The sequence below is a fragment of the Labrys sp. 22185 genome, from assembly GCF_052045555.1.
Taxonomy (GTDB): Bacteria; Pseudomonadota; Alphaproteobacteria; order Rhizobiales; family Labraceae; genus Labrys; species Labrys neptuniae.
The window spans coordinates 23,512-39,471 of sequence record NZ_JBQEPH010000029.1; the positions used below are offsets into that span (position 1 = coordinate 23,512).

Genomic DNA, 15,960 nt, shown 5'->3' on the forward strand with positions numbered 1-15,960 from the left:
CGCTTATGAACTCAAGCCGGTGTTCTCGCGCGGCGAGCTTTCCCCCAAGCTCCATAGCCGCGCCGATCTCGAGCATTTCAAGACCGGGCTGAAGGAATGCCAGAACTTCATGGTGATGCGCCAGGGCGGCCTCACCCGGCGCCCCGGCACGCAATTCGTGCAGGAGGTGAAGGATTCGAGCCGCCCGGCCCGCTTCATTCCCTTCATCTTCTCGGCGAGCCAGGCCTATATGCTGGTGTTCAACGCCGGCGTATTCAGGGTCTATGCGCTGGGCGGACGGGTCGGCAGCGTGGAAGTCGCCCATCCCTATGCCGATGCGGACCTGTTCCAGCTCGATTTCGACCAGACCAACGACGTGCTCGACATCACGCACAAGGGATACCAGCCAAGGCGGGTGAAGCGTCAGAGCGACACAAGTTGGACGATTGATGTTGTGCCAGCAAAGGACGGCCCCTACTTGCCGATCAATGACACCGCGACCACACTGACACCCTCAAACACCGGCAATGCCGTACCGATCATGACCAGCGATACGGCGCCGTTCGGCGTTTGCTCAGCGTCGAGTTCCGTGGCAGGCTTTGGTGCGTTCCGCGCTTTTGATGGTGACTCCAGTAGTTTCTGGGCAAATACGAACAAGGTAGGTTGGTTGTCCTACCAATTCGCGGCCTCCAAGGTCATCATCGGCTATAGCGTCCAGGCCAGCAACTATTTGAACCCTGGTGACCCCAGCAACAATGGGCCAATGAATGCCCCAAAGTCGTGGACTTTCGAGGGAGCAAACGATGGTTCGACATGGATCGTGCTTGATAGCCAGTTCGCACAAACTGGCTGGAGCAACAACGAAACACGCTCCTATCTGTTTTCAAATACCACGAGCTATCTCTATTATCGGATCAACATCGCCAGCAATAATGCAGGCAGTGAGTTGGACATTGCCTCGCTGCGCATGTTGGAGTTGCCGGCTAATTCCCCCGCGATCGCTATCACCGCATCCGAGGCCACCGGAATCAACAATGACGCCGGGTTCAAGGTTAGTGACGTCGGCCGTTTCATAACGTTACTCGGCTCAGATTCGGTCTATCATCCTTTCCAGATCGTCGGTGTCACGTCGAGCACGGTTATCACGGTAAAGCCCACGGGTAGTCCGCTGCCGTCTGCACGCGGAACTCTGCAATGGCGCTTCGGTGCCTGGGGCGAGACTCCCGGCTGGCCGGCCCATGTCGCCACTTTCGAGCAACGCAAGGTCTATGCCCGCACCGACGCCCAGCCTTCCGGCCTCTGGGCAACCAAAACCGGCGGTTACGGACGCGAGCTGGATTTCTCCGTCTCCGTTCCGGTGAAGGACGACGACGCGATTTCCTTCACCCTTACCGATGTCAACGAGATCCAATGGATCGCCGAGGGCCCGGACCTCCTGATCGGTACCGCCGGCTCCGCCCGCACCATGGGCCGCGACAGCCCCAACCTACCCTTCTCGGCCAATAATTTCCGGCAATCACTTACCTCGGCCTATGCCTCCCAAGCGATCAGGCCAGCCAAGGTTGGGAACTCGACGGTCTTCGTTTCCAGCTTCGGCAAGGCGTTGCGCGAGTTTGTCCAGGGTGACAGCGGGATGGGTTATGCGACACCTGATATCTCGGTACTCTCGGATCACCTCTTCGCCTCCGGCGTCGCTGAACTCGCCTATGCGCAAGAACCCGACAGCGTGATTTGGCTGCCCAACGGCAAGGGCGAGCTGATCGGACTGACCTATGAAAAGGACCAGTCCATAGCGGGCATGCATCGCCATCTCATGGGCGGCGAGGGATTCGTCGAGAGCTGCGCCACGATGCCGGGCCAGGGCAGGAACGAAGTGTGGCTGATCGTTCGACGCATGATCGGCGGTGTGAGCCGGCGCTCTATCGAGCGTATGGCCGCGCCCTTCGAGGCGGCGACCGCAGGGCCCGACAAGGCCTGGTATCTCGACTGCGCCCTGCAATATGGCGGGGCCCCCGCCACTGGTGTTACCGGCCTCAGCCATCTCGAGGGCCAGCGCGTTGGGATCCTGGCGGATGGCGCGCGCGAGGCCGATCAGATCGTTACGGACGGCACCGTCTCGCTCGCCTCGGGGCGACCGGCCGAGACGATCACCGTTGGCCTGCCTTACACCTCACGTGTACGCTTAATGCCCTCGCCCGCTTCGGCCGGCGACGGGTCAGGCCTGGGACGGCGCAAGAAGATCATCTCCGCCAGGATCGACTTCCTAGCCACTGGCTCCCTACGCGTCGGCCAGGACGAGGCCACAGCCGAGGAGATCGTAGCGCGCCATACCAGCGATGATCTCGGCACGGCAGCCCCGATCGTCACCGGCTTTTACGACGCCCGCCCCCAAACGAGCTGGGGCGACAAGGGCGAACTCGTGCTGACCGCCGACGGCCCGCTGCCGGCGACGATCCGTTCCATCACCCTCAACACCGATCCGGAGCCCTGATCATGTGCCCACCGCTTTTCGCAGCCATTGGAGCCGGACTGGCTTCCGCGGCCTCCGCCGCCGGCTCCGCCATATCCGGCATCGGCCTGGGCACGGCGGCCTCGATCGCCGGCACCGGCCTGTCGGCTATCGGCGCCATCCAGCAAGGCAACGCCGCCAAGGCCCAGTCGGACGCCCAGGCCGAGGCCTATCGCCGCCAGGCCCAGATCGAGACGATGACCGGCGAGTACCAGGCCGGCCGCAAACAGGACCAGGTGGACAGCACCATCGGCACGCAAACCGCACTCACGGGCGGCTCCGGCGTCAACCTCGACGGCTCGCCTTCCGACGTCATCGGCTCCACCGCCAGCGAGGGCGCGCTCGACATCGCCGCCATTCGCTGGAACGCCAGGAACCAGGCCAACAATCTGAACTACCAAGCCAAGCTCGCCAACATCGCCGGCCGGAATGCCCAGACCGGTGGCTATCTCAATGCGACCGGGAGCCTGTTCGGCGGGCTGGGGCGGCTGGGAAAAACAGCTTAACCGCGCCAACGATGACGGCCTCGTCATCCCCATAGATGGCTGCCGTTGCCCGAACGATCGGAAGGCAGAGTTTCACGACTCTGCACATGACAATGGCAACACGGCCTTGCGCACTCAGGGCACCAGCAAACCTCGCCTGATCCCACCCTAGGCGTGCCCGAGCTTCGCAAATATCGGCCGCACGGAGCGGTGCCGGGGATCGGCCCGCCGGTTTCGCTTCGCTCCGAGAGGCATTCCCGTTCCGGGCCCTCTTCTTTCGCTCCCCAACTCCATCTCGGCCCCAAAACCTCGCCTCGAAGGCAGCATTCTGTTCGCCGGAGCCCCCACATGACCATTCCAAGCTATGACAATCGTCGTTCCTATGCGGGCGACGGCAGCACAACCACCTTCGCCTTTCCGCCGCCCTTTACCGCCAACACTGATCTGGTGGTGCAGATTCGGGCAGCAGACGGGACGACTGCCACCAAGGCGCTTGGTGTGGACTATGTGGTCGCCGGCGCCGGCTCTCCTGCAGGCGGCAGCGTAACCATGGCGGCCGCGCCGGCAACAGGCACCACGCTGATCATCTACCGGGACGTGCCGCTCACGCAATCGGTCGACCTGCAAGATGGCGGCCCTTTACCGGCAAATACAATCAATCGCGCGCTCGACCGCATCACCATGTGGGGCCAGCGCCTGAAGGAGCAGGTCGTTACCTTGAGCGCCCTGGCCAGCCAGACAATGGCTGGTCTGATGTCTGCAGCCGACAAAACCAAACTCGACGGCATCCAGCCGGGCGCGCAGGCCAACACAGTGTCTTCCGTCAACGGCTATACCGGCACGGTCGTTCTGGTGAAGGGGGACATCGGCCTTGGCAATGCCGACAACACCTCAGACGTGAACAAACCTATTTCGACGGCGCAGCAAGCTGCCTTTGATGCCAGGCTGACACGGGCAGGCAATCTCTCTGATCTGACCAATGCAGCCGTTGCGCGCTCAAACCTTGGCGGCGGCGCAACTGGCATCTCCGTCTTTCAGGCCGCCAATACTTCAACGGCTCTCGCGGCGATCGGCGCGTCGGTAACCGGCACCTCGCTCGTCACCGCCGCCAATGCTGCAGCGGCAAGGTCCACGCTCGGCTTGGTTATCGGCACAGATGTGCAAGCCTATGACGCGGATCTGGCAGCCATTTCGGCGATCACTCCATCTCAGGGGGATATCCTCTACTACAATGGTACAGCCTGGGCTCGCCTCGCCGCAGGAACAAGCGGCTGGTTTCTGCGCACAAATGGTACCGGCACAAATCCATCGTGGGTTTCCATTCCCGGCGGCGGTGATCTTCTAGCCTCCAATAATCTCTCGGAACTTACGGCGGCAGCCTCGACAGCCCGAGCAAATATCGGCGCCGCGGGCCTGTCGGGAGCTAACTTCACGGGTCCAGTGATTGTTCCCAACCAGTCTATCGGTACCGCTGACGGTAACGCTGCCAACACTAAATATGTCTTCGACTTCTTCAACTCCGTCTATAATGTAACGGTTGCCCCACTCGCTTCTCCGACATTCACGGGCAATCCAGTCGCGCCGACGCCGTCTGCCGGCGACAGCGATACCAGCATTGCAACGACTGCGTTTGTAAAAGGGGCACTTGGCAACTGCGCTGGTTTCGTCTTTGCAAACGCCAACATCACACTTACAGCCGCCGACCATGGAAAGGCTATTCAGGCCAGCGCCGCTAGTCCATTCAACATAACTCTGCCCGCAGGCGGCGCATGGGGCGTCGGCGTTGCAGGTGCTGCCATTCGTGTGTTCAATCACGGCACAGCAGATGTGACCATTGTCCGGCAGGGCAGCGATTTCATCTATTGCCCGCCGGCTGGGCTTGGAGGGGCCAACACTTCCTTGACGCTCCACCCCGGCGAGGATGTCGAGTTGATCAATCGCGGCGGAACGGAATGGGATGTCTGTAGCGGCAGCTGGCTTGCCTCTAACGCGATAGCCATTCCGCCAAAGGCACTTGCAGGGCTCAACGCCGGCTTTGCCGTCGGTGACATACTCTATGCGGACACAACAACCACACTTGCCAAATTGGCCGGTGTGGCGGGTGGAAATGTGCTTCGCTCCGGCGGTGTGGGAGTGGCCCCCTCATGGGGTAAGGTTGGCCTGTCAACGCATGTGAGCGGGACATTGCCGATCGCGAACGGCGGCACGAATATCACCACTTTTGCAACTGGTGACATGCTTTACGCCAGCGCAGCCAACACGCTCAGCAAGCTCGCCATTGGTTCGACGGGACAGGTACTCGCCATCTCAGGCGGTGTCCCTGCCTGGACATCGAGCAGTTCGACATGGCCTTCTGGCACGATTTACGGCCTGACGCTCTCACAGGCATCAACCACGACCGTTGGTATCGCGGCAGGTGGTTGCGCCAATGAAGATGGCGGCGCTTACAACATGGCACTTGGCTCGGCTATCATAAAGGGGCTTGGAGCTTGGGCTGCAGGCACCGGAAATGGTGGTCTCGATACGGGGTCGATCGCAGCGAGTACCTGGTATCATGTCCACCTGATCCGTAAGGACAATGACGGAACGATCGATGCGCTTCTATCACTCAGCGCTACGGCACCGACAATGCCTGCGGGCTATATCGCACGTCGGCGTATCGGATCGATCCGCACCAACGGCTCGTCGCAGATCACTGCCTTTATTCAGGTAGGCGATGACTTCATTTGGACCGCGCCGGTCATGGACCGGAACGGAAACTCCGCGTCTGGCATAACAACCGTTACACTCTCCGTGCCGTCTGGCATTCGGGTGAAAGCCAGACTCCGCGGCGCAGTACAAACGACAACGAGCAACTATGTCACGATGTCCGTCTATTCGCCGGAAATTGCCGATCAGACGCCGATGTCCGGCGGCGCTGGCTCGGCGAGCCTTGTTCTGCCAGTAACTAGCATGCCAGGTACGAATGGAACGTGGGGCTCTGCTACCTTTGACGTGATGACTAACACATCGGCGCAGGTGCGAATCTCAGTCACATCGTCATCGACGACCGGCGTCGTCGCCCTTCAAACCGATGGCTGGATCGACACGAGAGGAAGGCAATAACACCGCCCTGCACCCAGCCCGAGATGCCACTTCTGGCTCTAATAACAACCCGCTGCTTGGCTACCCAGAAGAACGGCCGCCCAATCATGATTCCGCAATGTATCCCCCTTACAGACGGTTTCCAGATGACCACTGGGCCTGCTAAGGTGCTGACCTGCTCGTGCCAACAACCCAGCGTTTCCAACTGGTGTAGAGGGTTATCGGCTGGTATCGTGCTCTGTGAAATAGAGAACACAATACGCACATGACCGAAGCTGTTTTATGGGGCGGTACCGGCCACTCCCGTGTTCTACGCGAACTTCTGGGCCATCTCGGCATAACAGTAGCCGCAGTTATCGATAATCGAGAAATTGAATCGCCATTTGCTGGCGCCGAAACGCTTCGCGGGATCGAGGGCCTAAGGTCATGGCTGCACAACCGGGCGAAAAGTTCAACAGTGCCCTGTTATGCCCTAGCCATCGGCGGTGGCTACGGTCGGGACCGTCTTGCCATCGCGAGGGATCTCGATGCCCTTGGGCTCAAACATACCTCGCTGGTACATCCGACTGCTATGGTCGCCTCTGATGCCGTTCTCTCAAAGGGTTCCCAAGTTCTGATCGGAGCGGTGGTGGCGACCTGTGTTCGGGTAGGTACGTGCTCGATCATCAACAGCCGCGCCAGCGTTGATCACGATTGCATCATCGGCGATGGGGTCCATATAGGCCCAGGGGCTACGCTCTGTGGTCAGATCGAGGTCGGAGACGGCGTTTTTGTCGGGGCCGGTGCAACGGTACTGCCAAGGATCAAGATCGGCAGTGATGCCACCATTGGCGCCGGTGCTGTCGTGACCAAAGATGTTCCTCCCGGCATTACAGTCCTTGGCGTACCTGCGCGGCCACAACAGGGTCAATAGCGTAACAACGTGCGCTTGATGATCTTCTTCATCGGATAGACCCGCTTGCCGACATAGAGGCGGTTAGCGGCCTTGATCATCAGTTTCGTGATCGGACTGAAACCACGCTCTTCAACCATAGCATCACAGCATCGCAGGAACTCGCGGCGCAACTTCAAAAGCTCTGGAATTGGCTGGCGTTGGCCTGTTCGGGGGCCATGCGCTTTGGGCGTCACTCTCTGAATGAATTTGGTCTCCGGCGCCGATGTGACCTGCTGGTCGAGGAGCAAGGGATACAGGGTCAGATGATCGGAGGCCCAGGCATAAGGGAAGTCCGTCCAGATCTTCGCAATCAGAGGTCTTAGCGTATCCGTTTTCCAGATACCATAGTACCAGCCGGCGTGCGACCCGAACATCAGGTTCAGGATGGCTGAAAGGCCATGTCTGGTCGGGATCGAAGGTGCGTAATCTCTCGTTGGTCGGCCGTTAGGGCGCTCGAATTGGATTGTCCCTGTTGCCAGGGCTGCGGTTGGTGTCTGCTTCAGTGCGTCGACGAGCTTCTCAATATAATCGGGCGCTGAGATATCATCATGCGCCCGCCACATAAAATAGGGGGTCGTTGCCTGTTCGAGCGGGGTTATGAAGTTCTTTACAGCACCGACATTCTCGGGCCTGCGGGTATATTTGATACGGCTGTCGAGCGCGGCGAAACGCTCGGCGATTACTTGTGTTCCATCCGTCGACGCGTTATCGAAAAGCAGGATTTCGATGTCTCGAAACGTCTGCCCGAGCAGGCATGCCAGACACTCCTCGAGCTGGTCCTCACCGTTGTAGACCGGAACGCCAATCGTAACCTCAGCCACGTGCTCTCCTGCTCTGCGAAATCCAATCGCTCCACTACCGCGCGGAAGAACAGCATCCAAGCAGATTCGGGCAAATTGTTCCCTCGGGCACTAAATCAACAGGTCCGCACGTCAGAGCTTCCCTCTCCCCGTCGCACGATTGAAGGCCGTAGGAATCCTCTTTTTGCGTTGCAGCTGCCAGATCGAGATACCGAACCGAATTGCAAAATTGCGGATAAGGATGAAGTCTTTGGCTTGGATCAGGTCGTCAAAGACACGCTTGCAGTCCCAGACGCCGAGCGTGTCATGGAGAACCATGTACCCGCCGACCTTCAGCAATTCCTTGGTCAGGTAGATGTCCTTGCGCAAACCGTGATAGGTATGATCGCCGTCGACAAAGGCGAAATCTATCTTGTTTTCGTATTTCAGCAGACGCTTGCGAACCTCCGGAGCATGTGAATCTGAAATGATCTCCTCGATGAGGTCGCTGTTCAGATCCTTCTTGATGCGCGCCCAATGCGGGAACACCGGATGTGTGCCGACGTCGACCACGATGGTCTTGTCGGCCGAGTAATAATCCCGCAGGAACTTGGTCTGGCCACCCGAAGCGATGCCGATATCCATGCTGTATTCGGCCGGCTTCACCTTGGTCGCCATGTAGTGGACGAACGAACCGAACTCTTCAGGATCCTGTTGGAGAAAGAGGCCATTTTCGCGCGGTGGATAGCCGAAGAAAGTCTCGTCGGTGGAGCCTGCTTCTTCGACGGCCTGAATAATGTTCTCTCGGCTGCCGGCCGGTTTCGTCGCGCGCATTGACTTCTCCCCTCATGCGCGGGCGACGCTAGCCTGCCGTCACATTGAAGACAAGCTCGTCTGATTTCATCCTAAGGTAGGTATGGTGGAATAGGTACACCCGTTATATACTCCACTGGGGCACTCAGGATTTTCAGACATCAATGCCACGCATTACTGTAATATTCTTGTGGCGAAAACTGAACGATCCAAGATATGTTTGCGCATTCTTTAGAAGCCTGAAAGCCTATCCGGCCGGCGAAGAGTATGACTTGGTAGTTGCCGCAAAAGGATACGGATCCGACGAGCCAATTGCTTATGCAAATGTGCTGTCCTCGCTGCCCTGTTCTAGCTTTAGAACTATGCGCTTCCCCGACGAAATACCTCCAACGGCGGTCATCCGGGAAGCCGCAGCCTCCTGCGGGACAGAGTTTGTTCTCCCATTGACATCGTGGAGCAGAATTCTCGCTCCGAATTGGCTGTCTCGTTATCTCTCGGCGTTTGACGCTATCACGGATTGTGGGATCGTCGGCGCAAGCGGCGGGTACGAATGCCTCAACGATGACACACCATTCCCCAATGTGGGAATTCGGTCCAATGCCTTCATGATCAGGACCGAGATCTTCAACTCACTCGATGCCGGCCCTCAGGTCACGATATTCGATGGCAGCAACTTCGAGGCCGGCCCCAACGGCATGACGAAACAGATTGTCGCCAGGGGGCTGCGACCCGTCGTTGTCGACCGCTTCGGTGGACGGTGGCTGCCCGAGGATTGGCCGAAGAGCCGGACCTTCCGGCTTGCCGAACAAGAAGGGCTCCTGATCGCCGATAATCGTACTATCCAATATACTTGCGGCAGTAAGCGAAAACGTGACCGTTTGGTCAAGCGATGCTGGGGAACCGATGCACGCTCAGTCCCGGGATCGCCATGGCGCAAGTTTGTCGCATGGCTGAAATGGCATTACCCTCGCGGGCCTGTCGATATGATTCCAGATGTTTGGGACGAGGTAACTTCGTTTGTTCGCAAGGCAATAGGAAAGCCACCTATTTCGTCCAAAAAGGCCTTTCCTAGCTAAAATTGGGCCGCCACCGTCAGATATTTCAGAGCATCTTGAATGAAATTTCTAGAAACGTCGTGAGCTTTCTAGGTCTTATCTCGCGATAAACTTGATAAACTTCGCACTATCTCTAAGAAATTCTATCATTATATCTTGATATATATACAGATAATACGTAGAATTTAAGAGGAAAAATAAGCTCAATCGAGCCACTTTTACTCCCGAATACACGTTTCAGAGGGAGTAGCGCCTTGTTTGACCGCGAGCTATCCGGCTCAGTTCCGCACTTTTGGGCCCTTCGTCTCGCGTCCTGCTGGTCCTTATAAGAAACCACCTATAGGTCGGATGGCGGCTCCAACAACACAGCATCGCAATCGATGAACCGACCACAGGCTTCCTCCAGGAAGCCTTCTTCTTACCCATGGAGCAGTCACCATGAGCGACTCCCTCGCGCAAACCATCACGCTCGTCTTCGGCTCGGAGGGGGGGTATGTGAATCATCCGCGTGATCCAGGCGGCGCCACGAAATATGGGATTACAGCTGCCACTCTGGGTGCTGCGCGCCGGCTTGGCCGCAAGGCCACGCCGGAGGAGGTCAAGCGTCTGACGCTGGCGGAAGCGGCCCGGATCCTGGACAGGCAGTATGCGCAGCCCTTGCGCTATCGGGAACTGCCGGCTGGTCTGGACTATGCTTTGTTCGACTATGCCGTGAATTCCGGCCCGGCCCAGGCCGTGAAGACGCTCCAGCGCCTTCTCGCGGTCGAGGTAGACGGCATTCTGGGCGTCAAGACGCTCGAGGCCATCCGCAGACATGAGGTGACCGACCTCATCGACGAACTGCAGGACGCCCGCCTGCGGTTCCTGCGCGGCCTCAAGACCTGGCCGGCCTTCGGCAAGGGCTGGAACGCCCGCACGACTCGTGTGCGGGAAGCCGCTCTCCTTATGGCCAATGGAGTCGCCACCGCTATTCCTCCACCGCCAGTCGGCCTGGAGACCGCCACGCCCGCTGACGCCAGGATCTCCTCGACCATCGTCGGCAAGGGTACCATTGCAGCCACGATCGGCACGGCCAGTGCCACGATCGGCGCGGCCAAGGATGCATTGCAGCCGATCACTGGCAATGGTGGCGTGGTCGATATCGTCTTCGCCCTGCTGGTTGCTGGCGGCAGCGCCGCAGCGATCGCGGGCCTCGCCATCATCGCCTATCGGCAGGCAAAATATCGCGAGGCGGCGACATGATCGCTACCGCCCTCACCTTGCTCCGTCTCATCCCCGTCCGCGGCTGGTTGACCATCGCAGCAATCGTCGCTGCGTTGGCCGGTGCCCTCCACTTCCGCCAGCACTTCATCAACCAGGGCGCCATTGACGCCACCGCCAAGATCGAAAGGGCGAACGATGCAGCCAAAGACCGCTTCAACGATGCGAGCGACCAGGTCAATCGCTGTTATGCCGCTGGTGGCGATTGGGATCGCTTTGAGCGGGTGTGCAAGCGTTCCGGTCGATAGACCATGCGGCGTCATCGCCGATAGCCTGCGGTACGTGCAGGCCACTTCGCGCGATGGCAACCGCCGCCTCGCGGTCCATTACGAAGGCGGCAGAGCGGCGGGGTGCTGGTCATGACCATGCCAAGCGAGACGGAACATTGGGCAGTGGACAAGAAAATTCCCGTTGCTCTGGTGATCACACTCCTGGTCCAGACGGCGGGCGTCGTCTGGTGGTCGAGCCAGCTCAACAGCCGCGTCACCGTCATGGAGGAGCGCAGCCTCAAGCTCGAGCTCGAAATCGGCAAGCTGAAGGACAGTAGCTCCGATGCTCGCGAGCGTTTCGCCAAGGCAGAGACCACGATGCAGGCCTTCGTCGAGACCACCCGACGCATCGAGGCCAAACTCGATCGTCTCATTGATGACAAGCAGCCCAGCCGTGCATACGGGCCAAGGTAACCCTCAGCCGTTTTTGGCGACCTCCCAGTTCATCCCCTGAGGACAAGCCTGGAATCGGCTGTGCCATCTTTTGTGCCGTAGCTAACCGTTGCCATATGCGGCGCTCTCGCTTCGCGCGTATCGGCCACAAAGGTGACGGCGTTGATTCTGCTGGAGAAATTTGGCGTCCCGGAAGGGATTCGAACCCCTGACCTACGGTTTAGGAAACCGTTGCTCTATCCTGCTGAGCTACCGGGACAGCCTGGGCGCCACGAAAACCCGTTCGTATGGAAAAGGTCAAGCCCTTTCCGTGTCATTCGGCCTTGTTTGTGCTCGAAGAGAGCCCGATCAGGGCGCCCAGAGCGAATGCGCTCCTCCCCGGACCTCATTTCTCGCCGGTCTTTCAACCGCGTTCCGGCTCCAACACCGCCAAAGCCGACCAGCCGAAATCGAGCAGCGGCAAAGCGTCTTCGATCAAGCCCGTGCAGGCATCGACGAGCTCGGGGGTGCGGATCAGCGCGTCCGGCAGAGGCCTCCTCACCACGATCGACTTCAACTTCAGGGCGGCGACGAGATCGGCATCCTCGATGCCGGCGGCTTCGCGCGGCGGACGCTTGAGGCTCCATTGCGGATCGAAGGCGAGCCCCGCGGTTGCAAGCCTGGCTGTCATGGCGCGGAAGCGCTCGGGGGTGGCGGTGATCGCCTGGCGGAAGGCGGCAAGCTGCTTCGGCTCGAGGTCGTAGAAGCCGACGGCGGCAAAGCAGCCTTCGGGCGAGATGTGGAAATAGGTGAGACCCGGGTCATTCTTGGCCCCCGAGCGGGTCATCACCGCGCCGGCATGGGTCTTGTAGGGGCGCTTATCCTTGGCGAAGCGCACGTCCCGATGGATGCGGAAGAGCGCGCTCTTCGGCGTACCGCGCATCGGCAGCCCCTTGGCGATGCAGGCTGCGTTGACAGCCTCGATCAGGGCCGAAAAGGGCGCCAGCACGTCGCTGTCATAGAGGCCGCGATTCTCCTGGAACCAGTCGCGATTCATGTGAAATTCGAGCGCCTTGAAGAAAGGCAGCGCCTTCTCGCCGAAGCCGGTGAAGGAAGCGGGCATGGGCAATCCTTGGAGTGCGAACATCACCCCTTCCTATCGCGGAAGGCCTGATGTTTCCAAGAGAGGGGCTGATATCACGGCATGAGGCATGTCGCCGTGATCACCCCCTCCGGCGCCGACGCTCACGGCCCCCGCCCCCCTCTCCATCGCCGCTGCCACGCTTGAAGGTGACGCCGAGCGCGGCCTCCAGATGGGGGAACGGGTCGGATTTGTGCGGGATCGCCATGGCACCGACGAAATGGGCCTGGAAGGAGGGCTCGATGGCGGTCTCCACCTTCTCGATGCGCCGCACCACATCCTCGATCTCCGTGCGAGCCGAGGCATTGAGCAGAGCGATGCGGGCACCCGTGCCGGCAGCATTGCCGGCCGAGCCGACCTTGTCGAGTTCGCAATCAGGCACCAGGCCAAGGATCATGGCATGCTTGACGTCGATGTGGCTGCCAAAGGCGCCGGCCAGGGTGATGCGATCGACCGCGGTAACGCCGTAGCGATCCATCAGGAGGCGCACGCCGGCATAGAGCGCGGCCTTACCGAGCTGGATGGCACGCACGTCGTTCTGGGTGATGGCGATGCGCGGCTCGCCCTCGCGGATGAGGTATTTGAAGGTGCGCCCGTCTTCCTCGACACGCGGCGAGCGGGCCGCCATGGCGCCATCAACAACGCCATCGGGCGTGATCAGGCCCGCCAGCAGCATCTCGGCGATCGCCTCGATAATGCCCGAACCGCAGATGCCGGTAACGCCGGTGCGAATCACCGCCTTGTCGAAGCCCGGCTCGTCCGACCACAGATCCGAGCCGATCACCTTGTAGCGTGGTTCCAGCGTAACAGGGTCGATGCGCACGCGCTCGATGGCGCCGGGGGCGGCACGCTGGCCTGAAGAGATCTGGCCGCCCTCGAAGGCCGGGCCTGTGGGCGAGGAGCAGGCGAGCAGGCGTTCGCGATTGCCCAGCACGATCTCGGCATTGGTGCCGACATCGACCACCAGCGACACTTCCGGCCTGAGATAGGGCCCTTCCGAAAGCACGACGCCGGCGGTGTCGGCGCCGACATGACCAGCGATGCACGGCAGCACATAGACATAGGCGCCGCTCGAGAGTGGCAGGTTGAGATGGGCCGCCCGTGTCTGGTAGGCGCCATCGATGGTAAGCGCGAAGGGCGCTCCGCCGAGCTCGGTCGGATCGAGGCCGAGGAAGAGATGATGCATGATCGGGTTGGCGACCACGGTCATCTCGAGAATATCGTTGGAGTTGAGGCCGACCTCCTTGGTGACGGACACGGCGAGCTCGGCGATTGCTTCGCGCACCGCCGTGGTCAGCTCGACATCGCCGCCCGGATTCATCATCACATAGGAGACGCGGCTCATCACGTCCTCGCCGAAGCGAATCTGCGGGTTCATGACGCCCGAGGATGCCAACACCTCGCCGCTGGCGAGATCGCACAGATGCGCAGCGATGGTTGTCGAGCCGATATCGACGGCCAGCCCCACGCCCTGCTCATGCAGGCCGGGCCAGATGCCGACGATCTCGCGCTTGTGCCTGATGGCGACCGTCACCGACCACTGGCCCTGGCGCAGCGACCATTGCAGCAGGCGCAGCGATTCCAACGGCGCGGTGACGTCCTTGAGGCCCCATTGCTGCTCCAGCGCCTCCTGCAGGCGGCGGAAATCGGAAGAGGGCTCGTGCATGTCGGGCTCGCGCACTTCGACATAATGCAGCGCTACCACCGGCTCGATGGCGATGTCTCGGATCGCGGCGCTCTTGCGTACGACCTGGCGATGCACCTGGCTATCGGGCGGTACGTCGATGACGACGTCGCTGCACAATTTAGCCTGGCAGCCGAGACGGCGGCCCTCGGCGAGCGGCCCGCGCTTGGAGACGTAGCGCTCCTCCACCGCGTTCCATTCGGTGACGTGCTCCAGCGCCGAGACGATGCCGAGCTTGGGGAACTTGCCGTCACCGACCTCGACCTGGCAGCGGCCGCAAATACCGCGCCCGCCGCAGACCGAATCGAGGTCGACGCCAAGCTTACGCGCCGCTTCGAGGACGGAGGTACCTTCGGGAAAACGGCCGCGCTTGCCGGAGGGTGCGAAGAAGACGAGCGGATTGGTCATTGACGGGGGCCTTGCCACGAGACCCCCCTCTCCCGAGTCGGGAGAGGGGCTAGGGTGAGGGTCTAGCCTCAACCCTTTAAGTATTCGTCATTGTCCGTGCTGCAAGCCGGATGGACGAAGCTTGGGCTGGGGATCCCTTGCACCCGGCCCGGGGAGGGGATTTGCGCCTTACCCGCGCGCGCGGCGGCGCTCACGCCGGCCGGCGCCGGCGCCTTCTGCGGCCTCCGGCTGCGGCTCGCGGAACTTCTTGATCCAGCTCATGCAGTTCGGATCGTGGCCCATCACGACATCAGCGCCGAGAATGGCCTGGATGTCCTCCAGATGCAGCGGGTTCATGATCGCCGAGGTCATGCCGGCGCCGATCATCATCGGCAGGAAGGACGCATTGAGGCCACGGCGGTTCGGCAAGCCGAAGGAGAAGTTGGAGGCCCCGCAGGTGGTGTTGACCTTCAGCTCGGTCTGCAGGCGGCGCAGGAGGTGCATCAACTTGCGGCCGGCATCGTTGATAGCGCCCACCGGCATCACCAGCGGGTCGACCACGATATCCTCGCGCGGGATGCCGTAATCGGCGGCACGCTCGACGATCTTCTTGGCGACCTCGTAGCGCACGTCAGGATCCTCGGAGATGCCGGTCTCGTCGTTCGAAATGGCGACGACGGCTGCATTGTATTTCTTAACCAGCGGCAGCACGCGCTCGAGGCGCTCTTCCTCGCCGGTGACAGAATTGACCAGCGGCTTGCCCTTGTAGACGGAAAGGCCGGCTTCCAGCGCCTCGACGATGGAGCTATCGATCGAGAGCGGCACCGGCACGGTATCCTGCACCAGCTTGACGCATTCGGCCAGGATCTTCGGCTCGTCGGCCAGCGGGATGCCGGCATTCACGTCCAGCATCTGGGCACCGGCCTCGACCTGGGCGATCGCGTCGGAGACGACACGCGAATAGTCGCCGGCCGCCATCTCCGCGGCGAGCAGCTTGCGGCCCGTCGGGTTGATGCGTTCGCCGATCATGACGAAGCGCTTGTCGAAGCCCAGCACGACCTTTTGCTTTTCCGAAGTAATAACCGTTTCGGTCATGGTCTTTCCGTTCCGCCTTGGAGAGAAGTCACCTGCTAATTAAGGTCGCAACCGAGCCAGCCGCTAGCCTGCAAACGACAGGATTTGGCGGCCCTGACGAGGCTGATGGCGGCC

The 15,960-nt window shown here is 60.7% G+C and carries 13 protein-coding genes and 1 tRNA gene; 8 read left to right on the forward strand and 6 right to left on the reverse strand.

Annotated features, from left to right (window positions below; translation table 11 throughout):
• Positions 1-19 precede the first annotated feature (19 nt).
• The 4 genes from ACTJKX_RS31280 to ACTJKX_RS31295 all read left to right on the forward strand — a co-directional run bounded on the left by ACTJKX_RS31280 (position 20) and on the right by ACTJKX_RS31295 (position 6,970).
• Positions 20-2,470 (forward strand): hypothetical protein, encoded by a 2,451-nt coding sequence (locus ACTJKX_RS31280; RefSeq protein ID WP_440727654.1) that lies wholly within the window; start codon positions 20-22, stop codon positions 2,468-2,470.
• Between the two features lie 2 nt (positions 2,471-2,472).
• Positions 2,473-2,994 (forward strand): hypothetical protein, encoded by a 522-nt coding sequence (locus ACTJKX_RS31285; protein ID WP_394315213.1) that lies wholly within the window; start codon positions 2,473-2,475, stop codon positions 2,992-2,994.
• 327 nt (positions 2,995-3,321) lie between these two features.
• Positions 3,322-6,078, forward strand: a complete 2,757-nt coding sequence (locus tag ACTJKX_RS31290; protein ID WP_440727655.1) for a hypothetical protein — start codon at positions 3,322-3,324, stop codon at positions 6,076-6,078.
• Positions 6,079-6,322: 244 nt separating this feature from the next.
• On the forward strand, positions 6,323-6,970 hold the full coding sequence (locus tag ACTJKX_RS31295) for an acetyltransferase (protein ID WP_394315215.1): 648 nt from the start codon (positions 6,323-6,325) through the stop codon (positions 6,968-6,970).
• Here ACTJKX_RS31295 and ACTJKX_RS31300 read toward each other — a convergent pair.
• Together ACTJKX_RS31300 and ACTJKX_RS31305 are read right to left on the reverse strand one after the other, a co-directional pair.
• Positions 6,964-7,812 carry a glycosyltransferase family 2 protein gene (locus ACTJKX_RS31300; protein ID WP_394315216.1) on the reverse strand — a complete coding sequence of 283 codons (849 nt, stop codon included), beginning with the start codon at positions 7,810-7,812 and terminating at the stop codon, positions 6,964-6,966. The genes ACTJKX_RS31295 and ACTJKX_RS31300 overlap by 7 nt on opposite strands.
• Positions 7,813-7,923: 111 nt before the next feature.
• On the reverse strand, positions 7,924-8,604 hold the full coding sequence (locus ACTJKX_RS31305) for a class I SAM-dependent methyltransferase (protein WP_394315217.1): 681 nt from the start codon (positions 8,602-8,604) through the stop codon (positions 7,924-7,926).
• Positions 8,605-8,747: 143 nt separating this feature from the next.
• Here ACTJKX_RS31305 and ACTJKX_RS31310 point away from each other — a divergent pair, with 143 nt between their 5' ends.
• The 4 genes from ACTJKX_RS31310 to ACTJKX_RS31325 all read left to right on the forward strand — a co-directional run bounded on the left by ACTJKX_RS31310 (position 8,748) and on the right by ACTJKX_RS31325 (position 11,581).
• Positions 8,748-9,659: a hypothetical protein gene (locus ACTJKX_RS31310; RefSeq protein ID WP_440727656.1), complete on the forward strand. Its 912-nt coding sequence runs from the start codon at positions 8,748-8,750 to the stop codon at positions 9,657-9,659.
• Between the two features lie 417 nt (positions 9,660-10,076).
• Positions 10,077-10,880 carry a glycoside hydrolase family 108 protein gene (locus ACTJKX_RS31315; protein ID WP_440727657.1) on the forward strand — a complete coding sequence of 268 codons (804 nt, stop codon included), beginning with the start codon at positions 10,077-10,079 and terminating at the stop codon, positions 10,878-10,880.
• Complete coding sequence (locus tag ACTJKX_RS31320) at positions 10,877-11,146, forward strand: hypothetical protein (RefSeq protein ID WP_311944048.1); 270 nt, start codon at positions 10,877-10,879, stop codon at positions 11,144-11,146. The genes ACTJKX_RS31315 and ACTJKX_RS31320 overlap by 4 nt, the downstream gene beginning before the upstream one ends.
• Positions 11,147-11,257: 111 nt before the next feature.
• On the forward strand, positions 11,258-11,581 hold the full coding sequence (locus ACTJKX_RS31325; protein ID WP_367626458.1) for a hypothetical protein: 324 nt from the start codon (positions 11,258-11,260) through the stop codon (positions 11,579-11,581).
• A gap of 161 nt (positions 11,582-11,742) precedes the next feature.
• Here the strand turns inward: ACTJKX_RS31325 and ACTJKX_RS31330 are convergent.
• The 4 genes from ACTJKX_RS31330 to ACTJKX_RS31345 form a co-directional block, all read right to left on the reverse strand.
• A tRNA-Arg gene (locus tag ACTJKX_RS31330) sits at positions 11,743-11,819 on the reverse strand.
• Positions 11,820-11,963: 144 nt separating this feature from the next.
• Positions 11,964-12,686, reverse strand: a complete 723-nt coding sequence (locus ACTJKX_RS31335; RefSeq protein ID WP_394315221.1) for a DUF2461 domain-containing protein — start codon at positions 12,684-12,686, stop codon at positions 11,964-11,966.
• A gap of 76 nt (positions 12,687-12,762) precedes the next feature.
• Positions 12,763-14,772, reverse strand: coding sequence for an ASKHA domain-containing protein (locus tag ACTJKX_RS31340; RefSeq protein WP_440727658.1), 2,010 nt, complete (start codon positions 14,770-14,772; stop codon positions 12,763-12,765).
• 168 nt (positions 14,773-14,940) lie between these two features.
• Positions 14,941-15,846: a methyltetrahydrofolate cobalamin methyltransferase gene (locus ACTJKX_RS31345; RefSeq protein ID WP_068299579.1), complete on the reverse strand. Its 906-nt coding sequence runs from the start codon at positions 15,844-15,846 to the stop codon at positions 14,941-14,943.
• Between the last annotated feature and the right edge of the window lie 114 nt (positions 15,847-15,960).